Genomic DNA, 14818 nt, shown 5'->3' on the forward strand with positions numbered 1-14818 from the left:
CTCTAGGGGGAGGTTTATGCATGTCAGAGTACTTAGTAATAGTCGAGTCCCCTGCAAAAGCGAAAACAATTGAACGTTACTTGGGGAAAAAATATAAAGTAAAAGCATCTATGGGCCATGTGCGCGATTTGCCTAAAAGTCAAATGGGTGTTGATATAGAAAATAATTATGAACCGAAATATATTACCATCCGTGGAAAGGGACCCGTGCTGAAAGAATTAAAGACAGCCGCTAAAAAAGCGAAAAAAATCTATCTGGCGGCTGACCCCGACAGAGAAGGGGAAGCGATTGCCTGGCATTTGGCTCATAGTCTTGACCTTGATACGTCATCGGATTGCCGGGTTGTGTTTAATGAAATTACAAAAGATGCCATTAAGGAATCATTTAAGCATCCAAGGCCGATTAATACGGATCTTGTGGATGCCCAACAAGCGCGCCGTATTTTGGACCGTCTAGTCGGTTACAATATTAGCCCGCTCCTTTGGAAGAAAGTTAAAAAAGGGCTGAGCGCAGGGCGCGTGCAATCAGTCGCTTTGCGACTGATTATCGATCGTGAAAAAGAGATCACTCAATTTACACCGGAAGAATATTGGACAATTGAAGCCCAGTTTTCAAAAGGAACAGATTCTTTTTCAGCCTCCTTTTATGGAAAGGGCGGGAAGAAAACGGCTTTGAAATCTGAAGAAGAAGTAAAAGCGGTTCTTTCAGCTATTAAAGGAAACAGCTTCGAGATTGCCAGTGTGACAAAAAAGGAACGCAGAAGAAATCCTGCACCGCCATTTACAACATCTTCTCTCCAGCAGGAAGCAGCCCGCAAGCTGAACTTTCGAGCAAAGAAGACGATGATGCTCGCTCAGCAGCTATACGAAGGAATCGATTTGGGCAAAGAAGGAACAGTCGGGTTAATTACGTATATGAGAACGGATTCAACGAGAGTCTCTGAGGTTGCTCAAAAAGAGGCGCATGAATTTATCGAGTCGATTCATGGCAAAGAATATACAAAAGAAGCTGAAGCCAAAGCGAGGAAAGAAAAGAAACCGTCAAATGCCCAGGATGCGCATGAAGCTATACGTCCAACAAGTGTATTCAAGGAACCGGGGATGCTAAAAGAATTTTTGTCGCGCGATCAGTTACGGCTATACAAATTGATATGGGAACGTTTCCTTGCCAGTCAAATGTCAGCAGCGGTGATAGATACAGTCAGCGCAGACCTTGTAAACGGCGAGGTGACATTTCGGGCTACCGGTTCGAAAGTGAAATTTCAAGGTTTCATGAAAGTGTATATAGAAGGATCAGATGATGGGCAAGAAGAGAAAGAAAAACAGTTGCCTAACTTGGAAAAAGGGAACAAAGTAATTTCCGAGACCATAGAGCCGAAACAGCACTTTACTCAACCGCCGCCTCGCTATACAGAAGCAAGGCTTGTAAAAACGCTGGAAGAGCTGGGGATTGGTCGGCCGTCCACGTTTGCTCCTACGCTTGACACAATTCAAAAACGCGGCTATGTAGCTCTTGATAATAAGCGCTTTGTACCAACAGAATTAGGCGAAATTGTGCATGAGCTGATGATGGAATTCTTTTCAAATATTATTGATGTCGAATTTACAGCAAAGATGGAAAAAGACTTAGATAATATAGAAGACGGACAAGTAGAATGGGTCGAGGTAATCGATGAATTCTATCAGGGGTTTGAAAAACACTTAGTTAAAGCGGAAGAAGAAATGGAGAAAGTTGAAATTAAGGATGAACCTGCTGGCGAGGATTGTGAAAACTGTGGCAATCCGATGGTATTTAAAATGGGCCGTTATGGAAAGTTTATGGCTTGCAGCAACTTTCCTGATTGCCGGAATACAAAAGCGATTGTAAAGGAAATCGGCGTGAAATGTCCGAAGTGCAAGGAAGGAAATATAATAGAAAGAAAAAGTAAAAAACGCCGTATTTTTTATGGGTGCGATCGCTTTCCAGAATGTGACTTTTTATCATGGGATAAACCAATTGAGCGAAAGTGTCCAAAGTGTGAACAGATGCTTGTTGAAAAGAAACTGAAAAAAGGCGTGCAAATTCAATGTACAGGCTGCGATTATAAGGAAGAAACACAGGTATAAAAGCGGGAATTTCCCGCTTTTTTGCTTGTTTTTGAACATAATACTTTTTTTATGGGAACGTCTGTTGTACAATGCTTTAGGGACATAGATGTACGTACCATTATTTATTCAGGAGGCAAAAAAACAATGGAACCAGTCGTGAATGTGATCGGAGCAGGGTTAGCCGGAAGTGAAGCAGCTTTTCAAATTGCTGAACGGGGCGTGAAAGTACATCTGTATGAAATGCGGCCCGTCAAACAAACACCGGCTCATCATACAGATAAATTCGCTGAGCTCGTTTGCAGCAATTCATTGCGGGCTAACGCACTCACCAATGCTGTCGGCGTGTTGAAAGAAGAAATGAGAGCTTTGCATTCCGTTATTATTTCTGCAGCAGACCATTGTTCTGTTCCAGCAGGAGGAGCCCTTGCCGTTGACCGCCATGAATTTGCCGGTCTAGTGACTGAACGGGTGAAAAATCATCCGAACGTTACGGTCTTTAATGAAGAGATGACAGACATCCCCGAGGGAATTACTGTCATTGCTACCGGACCGTTAACAAGCCAAGCCTTATCGCAAAAGTTGAAGGAACTAACGGGAGAAGATTATTTATACTTTTATGATGCTGCCGCTCCTATTATTGAGAAGGACAGCATAGACATGAGTAAAGCCTATTTAAAGTCCCGTTATGATAAAGGAGAAGCCGCTTATTTAAACTGTCCAATGACAGAAGAAGAATTTGACAGGTTTTATGAAGCGCTGATCTCTGCGGAAACCGTTCCCCTTAAGGAATTTGAAAAAGAGATTTTCTTTGAAGGCTGCATGCCAGTGGAAGTTCTAGCAAAGCGCGGAAAGAAAACGCTTCTGTTTGGACCGATGAAACCAGTCGGGTTGGAAGATCCACGCACAGGAAAAAGACCTCATGCGGTTGTGCAGCTGCGTCAAGATGATGCCGCCGGGACGCTCTATAACATTGTTGGTTTTCAAACGCATTTAAAATGGGGGCCTCAAAAAGAAGTCCTGCAATTAATCCCTGGACTGGAAAAGGCAGAGATTGTCCGATATGGAGTTATGCATCGTAATACGTTTATTAATTCGCCGAAAGTTTTGCAGCCGACTTATCAGTTCAAGGAACGGAGTAATTTATTCTTTGCCGGCCAAATGACGGGTGTGGAAGGATATGTAGAATCCGCAGCAAGCGGTTTGATTGCCGGGATCAATGCAGCGCGTCTAGCCCTTGGAAAAGACCCTGTGGCTGTACCGGCAGAAACAGCGATTGGTAGCATGGCTCATTATATTACTTCAACAAATGAAAAGAATTTTCAGCCAATGAATGCTAATTTTGGTTTGTTTCCTGACCTTCCGGTTAAAATAAGAAACAAGAAGGAAAGATACGAAGCCCATGCTCAGCGGGCATTAGAAACAATTCAAACTTTTGTGAAAAGTTTGTAAACTTCTTGCAAGGGCTGCTTGATTGTGATACTATTTAGTAGCCCTATGGGGGTGTTTAAATGTCTGAACCTTTTAATAAGTATTTACAATCGTTCATCGAGTTCTTGCGAGTCGAAAAACACTATTCAAATTACACGATACAATTTTATCGCTACGATATTGAAGAATTCTTTAAGTTCATTACTGAGCAAAGCATTAAGAACTTAGAAGATGTGGAATACTTGGATGCACGGCTGTATTTAACAACGCTGCACGATAAACAACTGTCCCGCTCTACTATTGCTAGAAGAGTTTCTAGCATGCGCAGTTTTTTTCGCTTCTTATCCAGAGAAAAGGTCATAACGGAAAATCCTTTTGCGCTCGTGCAGCAGTCAAAAGGGGCAAATAAGCTCCCCTCCTTTTTTTATGAAGAAGAGATGGAAGAGCTTTTTGCTGTGTGCGAAGGGGAAGAGCCTTTGAACCTCCGTAATAAAGCAATACTTGAGCTGCTCTATGCAACGGGTATCCGTGTGAGTGAATGTACAGGAATTGAAATGAAGCATATTGATTTTGATTTTTCCGTGTTACTTGTTAAAGGAAAAGGGAATAAAGAGAGATATGTGCCTTTCGGAACTTTTGCCCATGAAGCAATCGAGCGATACATAGCAACTGCGAGAAAGTTCTTAATGAAGTCTACAGACAACCACTCTTTTTTGTTTGTTAACCATCGTGGCAAACCGCTGACTTCAAGAGGCGTCCGTCACATTTTAACCACACTGATTGAGAAAGCGTCGTTAACAAGAAAAATTCATCCCCATATGCTGAGGCATACCTTTGCTACTCACTTGCTGAACAATGGGGCGGATTTGCGGACGGTCCAAGAACTGCTTGGGCATGATCATCTTTCTTCTACACAAGTATACACTCATGTGACAAAAGAACATTTAAGAAAGACGTATTTAACTCATCATCCCCGTGCGTAAGTAAAGGAGGAATCAGAATTTATGGATCAGTTTCATGCTACTACAATTTTTGCTGTTCAGCACAAAGGCGGGTGTGCAATGGCCGGAGACGGGCAAGTGACATTTGGAAATGCTGTTGTCATGAAACACACGGCCAGAAAAGTGCGCAAGCTGTTCAATGGAAAAGTACTTGCAGGCTTTGCTGGATCTGTCGCTGATGCTTTCACGTTGTTTGAGTTGTTTGAGAGTAGGCTGGAAGAGTATAACGGAAATCTGCAGCGTGCAGCAGTCGAGCTTGCGAAAGAATGGCGTTCTGATAAAGTGCTTCGCCGTTTAGAGGCCATGCTAATCGTAATGGACCGCTCGAATATTCTATTAATCTCCGGTACAGGAGAAGTCATTGAACCGGATGACGGCATTTTAGCTATTGGATCGGGGGGCAACTTCGCCTTAGCCGCAGGACGCGCTTTAAAAACTTATTCGGGCGATCATCTATCCGCGAGAGAAATTGCTAAAGCTGCTTTAGAAATTGCAGGAGAGATATGCGTTTATACGAATGACCAGATTATTTTGGAAGAACTTGAGTAAAGGAGTGAAGAGCTTGGAGAAGAAATCATTGCAGTTGACGCCGAGACAAATTGTAGAACGGCTTGACCAGTATATTGTCGGTCAGAAAGATGCTAAAAAAGCAGTAGCTGTTGCTTTACGTAATCGTTACCGGCGCAGTTTGTTAAGTGATCAAATTCGGGATGAAGTCATTCCTAAAAATATATTGATGATCGGTCCGACAGGGGTTGGGAAAACGGAAATTGCCCGTCGTGTCGCAAAACTCTCGGGCGCACCCTTTATTAAAGTAGAGGCAACGAAATTTACAGAAGTAGGTTATGTCGGCCGGGATGTAGAATCTATGGTGCGCGATTTAGCTGAAACATCTGTAAGGATCATCAAAGAAGAAAAAATCCAATCTGTGCAAGAGCCGGCAAGAGAAGCAGCCAATCGGCGGCTCGTAGAATTGCTTGTTCCGACAAGAAAGAAAGCAGCCAGCATGAAGAATCCATTTGAAATGTTATTTGGCGGCAGTGGACAAGAGCAGGTGAGCCAGGAGGATTCTCATGAGGAGTCTTCTATTCGAGAGCGAAGAAAGTTGGTTGCAGATCAGCTTGCGCGCGGCGAAATGGAAGAGGAGATCGTTACAATCGAAGTGGAAGAGCAGCCGCCTTCCATGTTTGATATGTTTCAAGGGTCGGGCATGGAACAAATGGGTATGAGCATGCAGGATGCACTCGGTGGGCTTTTGCCGAAGAAAAAGAAGAAAAGGAAGTTATCGGTTAAAGAAGCACGAGAAGTATTGACCAATGAAGAAGCTCAAAAGCTAATTGATATGGATGATGTTACACAAGAGGCGATCAGACGGGCCGAGCAGACAGGTATCATCTTCATTGATGAAATTGATAAGATAGCAGCTAAAGGTGCAGCTTCTTCATCGGCCAGCGTGTCGAGAGAAGGCGTGCAACGTGATATCTTACCGATTGTAGAAGGTTCGACGGTTGTAACAAAATATGGTTCGGTAAAGACCGATCATGTTTTATTCATTGCAGCAGGCGCTTTTCATATGTCGAAACCATCCGATCTTATTCCGGAATTACAAGGGCGTTTTCCAATTCGCGTAGAACTTGGGAAACTGTCAGTGGAAGACTTTGTTCGCATTTTAGTGGAACCAGATAATGCTTTAATAAAACAATATATAGCTTTATTAGAAACGGAAGGTATAGAAATTGAATTTTCTGACGATGCTATAAAACGTATAGCAGAAATTGCCTTTGAAGTCAATCAAAGTACTGATAACATAGGTGCTCGCCGCCTTCATACCATCCTGGAAAAGCTATTGGAAGACCTATCATTTGAAGCGCCTGATATCACGATGGAGAAAATTACGATTACTCCGCAATATGTAAATGAGAAGTTGGAAGCTATTTCACGTGATAAAGATGTGAGTCAGTTTATCCTATAGAGTTTCAACTCAATGGATAAAAGGGTAGAACGGGAAGTAGAAAATAAAGTAAAAAATAATGCATTGACCGGTAACAGATAGACTAGTCATTGTAGGAGGATTTTATTATGAATTTGTTAGAGAAAACAAGAAAGATTAACAAGTTGTTGCAAGATGCAGCAGGCAAACATGTCAATTTCAAAGAAATGGCAGAGTCCCTGTCTGGATTAATTGAAGCGAATGTATATGTAGTGAGTCGTCGAGGAAAGTTACTAGGCTTCGGGGTGAATCAGCAAATCGAGAACGAGCGGATGAAACAAATGCTTGCTGAACGACGTTTCCCTGAAGAGTACACAAAAAACTTGTTTAACTTAGAAGAGACTTCTTCTAACCTGGATGTAGATAGCGAGTATACTGCTTTCCCGGTTGAGAATAAAGAGTTGTTTAAAAATGGTCATACGACGATTGTTCCGATTAAAGGGGCAGGTGAACGTCTTGGTACGCTAGTGTTGGCTCGTTTGGAAGAGAAGTTCCATGATGAAGATTTAATTTTAGCTGAGTACGGAGCAACCGTAGTAGGCATGGAAATTTTACGTGAGAAGACAGAAGAGATTGAAGAGGAAGCAAGAAGCAAAGCGGTTGTCCAAATGGCGATCAGCTCTCTTTCCTATAGTGAGCTGGAAGCGATTGAACATATCTTTGAAGAATTAGACGGAAAAGAAGGCTTACTTGTCGCCTCAAAAATTGCTGACCGTGTCGGCATTACTCGCTCTGTTATCGTGAATGCGCTGCGAAAGTTGGAGAGTGCTGGTGTCATTGAGTCTCGTTCTTTAGGGATGAAAGGCACATACATTAAAGTATTAAATGATAAATTCCTCATTGAATTAGAAAAATTAAAATCAAATTAATTTCTTTATAAGTAAAAAACCGCCTGTTTTCGACAGGTGGTTTTTTGTTGTTTATTCCCAAAATAGGAATTTTGTCATTTGTTATGGTTGGGAAATTGTGATTAAATGTGTGGTAGTGATTTCTAGTTGTGTTATTAAGTAAGTAAAAATGCCTACGTTTGTCAATTTAGTTAAAAATGTATTATTTTTTTAGCGAAATTGTAAACTTAAGTGAAATTTAAATAAGAATTATGTTATAGTTTCTAACGTGAGATTGAAAATAAATCCAAATAGGGCAAAAGGTTCTTTCCTTTTAAAATAAAGCAAATATAGGAAAAAATGTTTCAAAACGTTTTCATTCGAGTAAATATTACTAACACATCAAGCGGAGTGGTGATAAATGAAGATATTTTCAGATTCATTCAGTAACATTGAAAAAGGATTGGATTATTCTGCGCTGAAGCAAAAAGTCATTGCTAATAATATTGCAAATGCAGACACACCAAACTATAAGTCGAAAGATGTCAGCTTTAAAAAAGTATTTGACGAAACACTAGCTAATGAATTGAATGCTTACCGCACAGATTCCCGTCATTTTTCTTTTCAGTCAAGTCAAAGCCACCCTGCGGTTGTGACGAATCGCAACCTCTCATTTAATCAAAATGGCAATAGTGTCGACACGGATAAGGAAATGTCGGACCTTGCGACCAATCAGATTTATTATAATGCCCTTGTCGATCGAATGAGCAGCAAGTTTAATTCTTTAACAAATGTCATTAAAGGAGGAAGGTAAAAGTGTCCATATTTCATAGTATGAATACGACTTCATCAGCTTTGACTGCCCAGCGTTTGCGCATGGATGTTATCTCTTCCAATATGGCTAACATGGATTCTACTCGTGCCCGTCAGGTTGACGGGAAATGGGAGCCGTATCGCCGTAAATCAGTTGTTCTTCAACCTGGACAAGGTGATTTTTCTTCCTATTTAAATCAAGCAATCGGCCGTCAAAGCGGTGGGGCGGGAGATGGAGTCAAGGTTACCAACATTGTAGAAGACGATTTGACACCTTTTAAAATGGTTTATGATCCAACGCATCCTGATGCGAATGAAGAAGGATATGTGCAGATGCCTAACGTTGATCCTTTACGGGAGATGGTAGATTTAATGGCTGCCACGCGCTCCTATGAGGCAAATGTAACAGTCTTTAACGCATCGAAGTCAATGATGACAAAAGCTTTAGAAATTGGTAAATAAAGGAGATAAATAAATGGCTATTCAATCTGTGCAAGCAGTCACACCATTTTCAAAAGCTGAAAGAGCTGAATTGAAGCCTGAAGTAACCCCTTATAAAGCTCAACAGAATTTTGCCGACTTTTTAAAAGAGTCGCTTAATCAAGTGAGTCAAGCGGATGCTACATCTAATGATATGACAAGTAAGCTCATCCGCGGGGAGAATGTAGATCTTCATCAAGTGTTGATTGCCGGACAAAAAGCAAGCGTAGCGATGCAATTAACGATGGAAGTGCGCAACAAAGCTGTAGAAGCTTATCAGGAAATTATGAGAATGCAAATGTAAATGTAAAAAGACAAACTAGTGAAACACCCTTTGAATCAGAAGCAACTTAACCGGGGATTGTAATGAATGAAACGATACGCCAACAATTAACAAGAATACGAGAATATTGGAACAGCCGTACGAAAAGGCAAAGATGGATAGGCATAGGCGCTTTTCTGCTGTTCGTTATAGCCATTAGCGCTCTTGTTTTATTTATGACAAGAGACAAGATGGTACCACTTTACAGTGAGCTTGCTCCTACGGAGATAGGAGCTATTAAAGAAAATTTGGACGGCCGGGGAATCAAGTATGAAATTACTGAAGGAGGAACCGGTATACTCGTTCCTGAGGAAACGGTAGATTCATTGAAGGTTGATTTAGCGGCAGAAGGTCTGCCTAAATCGGGAAGCATTGATTACGGCTTTTTTAGTGAGAATGCTGGCTTCGGTATGACCGACAATGAATTTAATATTTTAAAACTGGATGCTATGCAAACAGAGCTTGCTCATTTAATGACAGGCATTGAAGGTGTAAAAGATGCTAAAGTCATGATCAATCTTCCACAAAAAGAGGTATTTGTGAAAGACGATGAAGAAAAAGCCTCTGCGTCTGTTGTGCTGAAAACAGAGTCTGGCTATCAATTTGATGAAAAGCAAATTAAATCACTCTACCATCTTGTTTCGAAAAGTGTGCCCAACTTGCCAGAAGAGAATATCGTTATTATGAATCAGAATTTTGAGTATTATGACCAGCAGGATAGCGGCTCTCTCTACGGTAATGAGATGGTTCAGCAGATGGACATTAAAAAGAAAATTGAACGGGATATTCAGCGACAAGTTCAAAGTATGCTCGGCACGCTGATGGGTCAAGACAAGGTTGTAGCATCCGTTACTGCCGATGTTGACTTTACCCAGGAGAATAGAGAAGAAAACCTCGTTACACCTGTAGATGAAGAAAAGATGGCTGGTATCCAAATCAGCGCTCAAAGAATTAATGAAACCTTTACGGGCGACGGGGCAGCTGGTGGTATTCCTCAAGGAGAAGATCCGGCCGATTCACAAGGTTCCACCTATATGGGAGGGACCGGCGGTTCCGGTGACTATGAGCGTTCCGAAGAAACAATTAATAATGAAGTAAATCGCATCCGCAAGAAAATTAAAGAAAGCCCTTATAAGATTCGAGATTTAGGGATTCAAGTGATGGTTGAGCCGCCAAAGGCTAACAATCCGGATTCTTTGCCTCAAGAACGAGTGGACGATATTCAACAAATGCTTGGTACAATCGTTCGGACATCTATTGATAAAGGATATAATCAAGAGCTAACTGACCAGGATTTAGAAGGAAAGATTTCTGTTTCTGTTCAGCCATTTAAAGGAAAAGCGACGTTTACTGAAGAAAAGCAATCCTCTATACCTTGGTGGGTATACGCAGTTGGAGCCGTATTGCTTGTCATTATCGGAGTACTAGTATTCTTGATTTTGCGCGGTCGCCGTCAAGAGGAAGAAGAGTTCGAAGAAGAGTTAGAACCAGAAGAGCCGCTTGCTGATATTAACGAAATAGAAACAGAAGGATCGGCCCGCAGAAAACAATTGGAGAAAATGGCGAAAGAAAAACCCGAAGAGTTTGCCAAACTCCTCCGGTCTTGGTTATCTGAAGAATAAAAACCGATGGCATATACAAGATAATGTGTTGAATAGGAGGAATTCAGTATGGCTGTTAGAGAGAAAAAGTTAACAGGGAAACAAAAAGCGGCCATTCTTCTTATTTCCCTTGGTCCGGATGTATCAGCTTCTGTATATAAGCATTTGTCGGAAGAAGAGATCGAACGACTGACACTGGAAATATCAGGCGTAAAAAAAGTAGATACAGAGGCAAAAGAGGAAGTATTTGAGGAGTTTCATAATATTGCTCTTGCCCAGGATTATATTGCCCAAGGCGGAATTGGTTATGCCAAGACGGTGCTTGAAAAAGCGCTTGGCAAAGATCAAGCGCAAAATATTATTAACAGGCTTACTTCGTCCTTACAAGTTAGACCTTTTGACTTTGCGCGCAGAGCAGAAGCCAGTCAAATTCTAAATTTTATCCAAAATGAGCATCCGCAGACGATCGCTTTAATTCTTTCTTATCTTGATCCACAGCAGGCAGGTCAGATTCTTTCCGAGTTGCCTCAGGATGTACAGGCAGATATTGCAAGAAGAATTGCCATTATGGATAGCACTTCTCCAGAGATTATTAATGAAGTGGAGGCAATTCTCGAGCGTAAATTAAGCGCTACAGTTACCCAGGATTACACGCAAACAGGCGGAGTGGAAGCTGTTGTGGAAGTATTGAACGGGGTAGACCGGGCAACAGAGAAGACAATCCTTGACTCTCTGGAAATTCAAGATCCCGAACTCGCTGAAGAAATTAAGAAGCGGATGTTCGTCTTTGAAGATATCGTTACATTGGATAACCGCTCGATTCAGCGGGTCATTCGAGATTGTGAAAATGAAGACTTGCTATTGTCACTGAAAGTTTCAAGCGAGGAAGTAAAAGAAGTGGTTTTCCGAAACATGTCCACACGGATGGTAGAAACTTTCAAGGAAGAAATGGAGTTTATGGGGCCTGTGCGTTTGCGTGATGTGGAAGAGGCGCAGTCACGGATTGTAAGCACAATTCGCAGATTGGAAGAAGCCGGTGAAATTATTATCGCCCGCGGTGGGGGAGATGACATTATTGTCTAGAATTATTAAATCTCACCGAACGGAAGGTAACGGCAATAAAGAAATTAAAGTGAAAGTGTTTCATTCTCGGTCGCATTCTTTGGATAATGAGGAAGAATTGCCTAACCAAGCTCTTTATTTTAAAGAAGAGAAGGAAAGGGCAATAAGAGAAGCCGAAGAAGCCGCCTATACGATTATTGAACAGGCTGAACAACGCCGACGGGAAGTAGAGCAGGAAATTGAAAATGAAAAACAATCATGGCAAACAGAGAAACAATCGCTAACCGAGCAAGCTTACGAAGAAGGCTTTCGTGCAGGGCAGGAGCAAGGGCACAAAGCAGGCTATGATGATTACATGGAGCTGATTGAAACAGCCAAGGAAACGATTGAATGCTCAAAAAAAGAGTATGAAATGAATGTTCAACGATCGGAAAAGCTCATGTTAGATATTGCAGTAAAAGCGGCTGAAAAAATTATTAGCCAAAAGCTCGAGGAGGATGAGCAAGCTTTTCTGGGAATGGTTCAACAAGCGTTAAAGGATATGCCAGAACAGAAGGAATTGCAGATACATGTTCACCCGGTGCACTATTCATTAGTTGTTAGTCAAAAAGAAGAAATAGACGCCATGTTTCCGATCGATACGCTCTGTTACATCTATCCGAACGAAAAATTGGAGGAAGACGGCTGTTATATTGAAACGAGCCAGGGCCGAATTGAAGTAGGCCTTGACAGTCAACTCCAGCAGCTGAGAAAACAGCTATTCGAACTTCTTGAAGGTGAGGAAAAGTGAAATTAACCCAGATTGCTCAGCAAATTAGCAGCCTTGATACGTATAAACGATATGGTCGTATAAAACGAGTGGTTGGTTTAATGATCGAGTCTCAAGGACCCAAATCGTCTATTGGCGATGTATGTGTAATTTACCCGGATGGAGCAGGGAGTGGCCGGGCCATCCGAGCAGAAGTGATTGGTTTTAAAGATGAAATGGTTGTACTTATGCCTTATAGTGACATAAGCGACATTTCGCCTGGCAGTCTTGTCGAGTCTTTAGGTCATCCGCTGGCTATTAAGGTCGGCCCTTCACTTATTGGAAAAGTAATTGATTCGATGGGAGAGCCAATGGATGGAACATCCCTTCCAAAAACGCTCACTTCTGTCGGTACCGAACAAAGTCCACCTAATCCACTCACCCGACCGCCAATTAATGACCGGCTAGAGGTAGGTGTGCGAGCGATTGATAGCATGCTTACAGTTGGCAAAGGGCAACGGATCGGAATTTTTGCGGGGAGCGGCGTAGGTAAAAGTACGCTCCTCGGAATGATCGCCCGCAATACAAAAGCTGATCTAAATGTTATTGCCTTAATTGGTGAACGTGGTAGAGAAGTAAGAGAGTTTATTGAACGGGATCTCGGTCCAGAAGGGCGCTCCCGATCGATTGTCGTAGCAGCCACGTCGGATCAGCCGGCTTTAATGAGAATTAAAGGAGCATTTACAGCGACGGCCATTGCTGAGTACTTCAGAGATAAAGGTTTAAATGTCATGCTGATGATGGATTCCGTTACGCGGGTAGCCATGGCGCAGAGGGAAGTCGGCTTGGCAGTCGGAGAACCACCGGCAACGAAGGGGTACACTCCTTCTGTATTTGCCATTTTGCCAAAGCTTCTAGAGCGCACAGGAACAAATGAACTGGGGAGTATCACCGCTTTTTATACAGTGCTTGTTGACGGGGATGATATGAATGAACCAATCGCTGATGCAGTGAGAGGGATACTGGACGGCCACATTGTACTTGATCGTGCATTAGCTAATAAAGGACAGTATCCTGCTATCAATGTTTTAAAAAGTGTCAGCCGCTTGATGAGCCATCTCGCATCAGAGGAACACAAGCAGGCAGCCATTCAAATTAGAGAGATGATGAGCACATACTTAAATTCAGAAGATCTTATTAATATTGGTGCTTACAAAAAAGGCTCATCCGTTGAAATTGATCGTGCCATTGAATATTACCCTAAAATTATCTCTTATTTAAAGCAGCGAACAGATGAAAAAGTTTCCTTGGAAGAAAGCGTAGCGTCTCTTATTCAGTTAGCTGAGAAGGGAGAATATTAAGCATGGCATATAACTATAAATTTCAAAAGATATTGCAGTTAAGAGAACGGGAAAAAGAAGAGACACAAACTCTTTATAATGAATCGCTAAAGCAGTTCGAGGCAGCAGCTGAAAAATTATATTCTTTATTAAAAAAGAAAGAGAGCTTAATTGATTTTCAAGAAGCAAAGATGGTTAGCGGTTTCTCCATTCATGAAATTCAGCACTACCAGCTATTCGTTTCTAACCTTGAGCAAACGATTGAATACCAGCAGCGAGTAGTTATTAATGCCCGTAATAAAATGCAATGGCATGAGCAGCAGTTGCAGGAAAAAAATATAGAAGTTAAAAAGTATGAAAAGATAAAAGAAAAAGATTTTGAGAAATTTAAAGAAAGTTTGCTGGAAGAGGAAAATAAACAAATGGATGAAATTTCAACCATTCAATTCATGAACCGTGGAAAATAGGTGAGAGTCTTGGCAAAGAAAAAGAAAAAAGAATTCGTGGAAATAGAAGAAGAAAAAGGATATGGCGTATTTCAATGGATTCTTTTTGTTCTTGTGATTCCATTGCTATTCGCAATTACTGTCGCACTCATCGTTATGACAGTTGCCGGGGTGAATGTATTTGAAAAAGCAAAAGAGGTAGGGGAGCACGTTCCTCTCATTTCAAACATGATAGACGGTGGAGCAGATGATAAAGGCGGCCAAACAGATAAAGAGAAAGTCGTTTCTTTGCAAGCGGAGATAAAAAACAAAGAAGCAAAGATCGAACAGCTTGAGAAAAAGCTAAAAGCATCCGATAAGAAAGTGGAAGAGTTATTGACAGAAAAGGACCGTCTGAAGATCGAACTAGAGAAGTTAAAGAAAGAAGAAGAGTCAGCTGTTACTACTGACAAACAAGATAATAAATTAATTAACACATATGAAACAATGGCACCAAAAAACATTGCTAATATTTTAGTGAACTTGTCAGATAGGGAAGCGGTAAAAATTCTGGCAGAAATGAGCACGGAAAAGCAAGCTGATATTTTGGAAAAACTTCCTCCGGAAACAGCTGCTAAATATACGAAACTACTTTCCGGTACTTCTCAGTAAGGATAGCCGGTGATTGATTATA

At 41.6% G+C, this 14818-nt stretch carries 15 protein-coding genes; all 15 read left to right on the plus strand.

Features of this window, described 5'->3' with window-relative positions; genetic code table 11:
- Positions 1 to 20 precede the first annotated feature (20 nt).
- The 15 genes from topA to CJ483_RS20790 all read left to right on the plus strand — a co-directional run bounded on the left by topA (position 21) and on the right by CJ483_RS20790 (position 14796).
- Positions 21 to 2105, plus strand: coding sequence for a type I DNA topoisomerase (topA, locus tag CJ483_RS20720; protein WP_120037214.1), 2085 nt, complete (start codon positions 21 to 23; stop codon positions 2103 to 2105).
- Between the two features lie 126 nt (positions 2106 to 2231).
- A complete protein-coding gene (gene trmFO, locus CJ483_RS20725; RefSeq protein WP_120037216.1) occupies positions 2232 to 3536 on the plus strand; it encodes an FADH(2)-oxidizing methylenetetrahydrofolate--tRNA-(uracil(54)-C(5))-methyltransferase TrmFO in 1305 nt (434 codons plus the stop codon).
- A 59-nt stretch (positions 3537 to 3595) separates the two neighbouring features.
- The gene (gene xerC, locus CJ483_RS20730) at positions 3596 to 4498 is read left to right on the plus strand and encodes a tyrosine recombinase XerC (protein ID WP_120037218.1); all 903 of its coding nucleotides are present in this window, start codon (positions 3596 to 3598) and stop codon (positions 4496 to 4498) included.
- 21 nt (positions 4499 to 4519) lie between these two features.
- Positions 4520 to 5065: an ATP-dependent protease subunit HslV gene (hslV, locus tag CJ483_RS20735; protein WP_120037220.1), complete on the plus strand. Its 546-nt coding sequence runs from the start codon at positions 4520 to 4522 to the stop codon at positions 5063 to 5065.
- A 13-nt stretch (positions 5066 to 5078) separates the two neighbouring features.
- Positions 5079 to 6488 (plus strand): HslU--HslV peptidase ATPase subunit, encoded by a 1410-nt coding sequence (gene hslU, locus CJ483_RS20740; RefSeq protein ID WP_120037222.1) that lies wholly within the window; start codon positions 5079 to 5081, stop codon positions 6486 to 6488.
- A gap of 107 nt (positions 6489 to 6595) precedes the next feature.
- On the plus strand, positions 6596 to 7375 hold the full coding sequence (codY, locus tag CJ483_RS20745) for a GTP-sensing pleiotropic transcriptional regulator CodY (protein WP_120037223.1): 780 nt from the start codon (positions 6596 to 6598) through the stop codon (positions 7373 to 7375).
- Between the two features lie 379 nt (positions 7376 to 7754).
- Positions 7755 to 8147, plus strand: coding sequence for a flagellar basal body rod protein FlgB (gene flgB / locus CJ483_RS20750; protein WP_120037225.1), 393 nt, complete (start codon positions 7755 to 7757; stop codon positions 8145 to 8147).
- Between the two features lie 2 nt (positions 8148 to 8149).
- Positions 8150 to 8608: a flagellar basal body rod protein FlgC gene (gene flgC, locus CJ483_RS20755; RefSeq protein ID WP_120037227.1), complete on the plus strand. Its 459-nt coding sequence runs from the start codon at positions 8150 to 8152 to the stop codon at positions 8606 to 8608.
- Positions 8609 to 8621: 13 nt separating this feature from the next.
- The gene (gene fliE / locus CJ483_RS20760) at positions 8622 to 8930 is read left to right on the plus strand and encodes a flagellar hook-basal body complex protein FliE (protein WP_120037229.1); all 309 of its coding nucleotides are present in this window, start codon (positions 8622 to 8624) and stop codon (positions 8928 to 8930) included.
- Between the two features lie 62 nt (positions 8931 to 8992).
- Positions 8993 to 10570, plus strand: a complete 1578-nt coding sequence (gene fliF / locus CJ483_RS20765) for a flagellar basal-body MS-ring/collar protein FliF (RefSeq protein ID WP_120037231.1) — start codon at positions 8993 to 8995, stop codon at positions 10568 to 10570.
- Positions 10571 to 10618: 48 nt separating this feature from the next.
- Positions 10619 to 11632, plus strand: a complete 1014-nt coding sequence (gene fliG, locus CJ483_RS20770) for a flagellar motor switch protein FliG (RefSeq protein WP_120037233.1) — start codon at positions 10619 to 10621, stop codon at positions 11630 to 11632.
- Positions 11625 to 12401, plus strand: a complete 777-nt coding sequence (gene fliH / locus CJ483_RS20775) for a flagellar assembly protein FliH (protein WP_182917119.1) — start codon at positions 11625 to 11627, stop codon at positions 12399 to 12401. The genes fliG and fliH overlap by 8 nt, the downstream gene beginning before the upstream one ends.
- Complete coding sequence (gene fliI, locus CJ483_RS20780) at positions 12398 to 13720, plus strand: flagellar protein export ATPase FliI (RefSeq protein ID WP_120037237.1); 1323 nt, start codon at positions 12398 to 12400, stop codon at positions 13718 to 13720. Before fliH ends, fliI begins: the two co-directional genes overlap by 4 nt.
- Positions 13721 to 13722: 2 nt before the next feature.
- Positions 13723 to 14166, plus strand: a complete 444-nt coding sequence (gene fliJ, locus CJ483_RS20785) for a flagellar export protein FliJ (RefSeq protein WP_120037239.1) — start codon at positions 13723 to 13725, stop codon at positions 14164 to 14166.
- Positions 14167 to 14175: 9 nt separating this feature from the next.
- Positions 14176 to 14796: a MotE family protein gene (locus CJ483_RS20790; RefSeq protein WP_120037241.1), complete on the plus strand. Its 621-nt coding sequence runs from the start codon at positions 14176 to 14178 to the stop codon at positions 14794 to 14796.
- Positions 14797 to 14818 lie beyond the last annotated feature (22 nt).

It is taken from the genome of Bacillus sp. PK3_68 (genome assembly GCF_003600835.1).
Taxonomy (GTDB): domain Bacteria; phylum Bacillota; class Bacilli; order Bacillales; family Domibacillaceae; genus Pseudobacillus.